This is a genomic window from Deferribacterota bacterium (assembly GCA_034189185.1).
In the GTDB taxonomy this organism is placed as follows: domain Bacteria; phylum Chrysiogenota; class Deferribacteres; order Deferribacterales; family UBA228; genus UBA228.
In genome coordinates this window covers 1-2006 of sequence record JAXHVM010000252.1, presented here as the reverse complement: position 1 = coordinate 2006, position 2006 = coordinate 1, and the positions used below count along the sequence as shown (strand labels likewise).

The following is a 2006-nucleotide window of genomic DNA, read 5'->3' as shown; positions in this document are numbered from 1 at the left end:
GTTGCATTCCTATTCCAAACATAAAAGCACCGACTAAGAGACTGATACCAACTGGTGCTACATGTCCAGAGACACCTCCTCCAAAAAATGAATAACCGAATGACAAGATTGGGGCAAACAATGTTACTGCAATTGATAACATTAACATATGTGAGCGTAACTCCTGGCCATTTCCAACAGACGTAAACCGGCAAAATGCAGAAGCAAAACCAAAACGAGCATGAAATAATGTATAGCCAAGTAACAGGCCAATAACGAATAATAACGTTTGAGAAGTAACTTGTGTGACAATTAGATAAATTAGTAAAATTGTACATACAAGCAGCCCGCTTATTATTAGTGAAGTTTGTGGCTTATTTAAATTAGCATTCTTTTGTTGCGCTAGATCCTTTGCTTCATCTATAACTTGAACAGCAGTTGCCATTAAAACACCCTTTTCACATAATTTTTTATAACATAATTATTAAGTGTTTTGGTGTCAAGAAATATTTACAAAGACTATTGATTCGAGATTTTCTTTTAATATTAGAATTACAATTTTAATAAAAAAGTCTGGAGATGGCTTATAGATGCTGAAATTCCAACTTTCGAATTGGGAGATATGTGAAGATAGCCTGTGATAGCGTAAGTATGCGTAAAATCTGACTTGCGAAGTCAGAGGATGGTGTACTTGCGAAGTCGGGAGACCTTTGGAGACTGGACATGTGAAAACTTTAAGCTTGACAATAGTATGGTGAGGTAATATCTACTTGTTTTAAGTAAAATTAAATGTAGTTTTTACAGATATATTGCATTTTTTTTAATAATTTAATTTAGTATTATATAGGCTTTCAATATGGATAAAATAAGTTTTAGACACAAACTTTCTACAAAATTTATAATAAGAATCAATATTCTTATATTAATACTATTGATTATCTTTAGTATTACAATCTATATAACTGAAAGTAAAAAGTCGATGAATGAATATAAAGCTACTGCACAAACCCTTGTAAATGGAATAGCAGGCAGTGCGTATAATTTTTTGTCAGAAACAATGCACTATACCACTATGTTAGCTGAATATGATGATATAAAACGTTTACTTGTAGAAGGGGACAATGAAACTATAAAAAAAAGAGTAAAAGATATATTAGAAAAAGCTATGAATTATTTACCTGAAATACATAATATAGCTTTAGTAGATTTAGATAAAAATAGTCCTAATTATGGCAATATTATTGAAACTGCAGATTATGAAGAGTTGATAGGTGTTAGTGTACTTGATGAGGATTGGGTAAGACATATAGATCAACACCCATATTATATAAGTGATGTATTTATAGAAAAAGTAACAAAAAAACCAGTTATCACCTTTAATATTCCTATTTATTATAGTAAAAGACTAATAGGTGCAATTGAATTATTATTATATCAAGAATATTTTTATAAAAGATTTACTAAACAATTTTCACTAGGTAAAGATACATATTTTTTTATTGGTGATAGTAGAGGTGAGATTATTTCTCATCCTTTAGGGAGAGAGGCTGTTTTAAATAAAGATTTTGAAAAAAAAGTTGTTACCATTATAAATAATATATTAGCTGGTAAGAATTATTTTACATATACTTTTAAAGGTGTTAAGAAACACTATTTCCAATCAAAGCCTGTTGATTTAGAGCATATGGCAAGTAAATGGTATGTCTCTTATGGGGTACCAGAAGAAACAATATATGCAAGTGTATACAGTTTTATTAAAAATTTATTTATATTTACTATTATTTTGTTTTTTATCCTATCATTTGGGATTAGCTTACTGTTTCATTTATTCGTCAACAAACCCCTTGCCACCATAAACAACTCTCTTAGAGATATCTCGTCAGGCCAAGGAGACCTAACCAAGAAACTCCCTGTTAAGGGAAAAGATGAATTCTCACTCCTTGCTAACTATTACAATAGATTCATTGATACTATCTCTCATATTATTAGAGAGGTAAAAGACTTATCTAATACAATCTCTTCAATGA

General features: G+C 30.0%; 2 protein-coding genes. One reads left to right on the top strand and one right to left on the bottom strand.

Annotation, left to right across the window (positions count from 1 at the left end):
• A partial coding sequence (locus tag SVN78_10570) for a YeeE/YedE thiosulfate transporter family protein (protein ID MDY6822048.1) occupies positions 1 to 424 on the bottom strand: 424 nt, incomplete at its 3' end.
• A gap of 411 nt (positions 425 to 835) precedes the next feature.
• Between SVN78_10570 and SVN78_10565 the strand changes: the two genes are divergently transcribed.
• On the top strand, positions 836 to 2006 hold a 1171-nt coding region (locus SVN78_10565), incomplete at its 3' end, for a methyl-accepting chemotaxis protein (protein MDY6822047.1).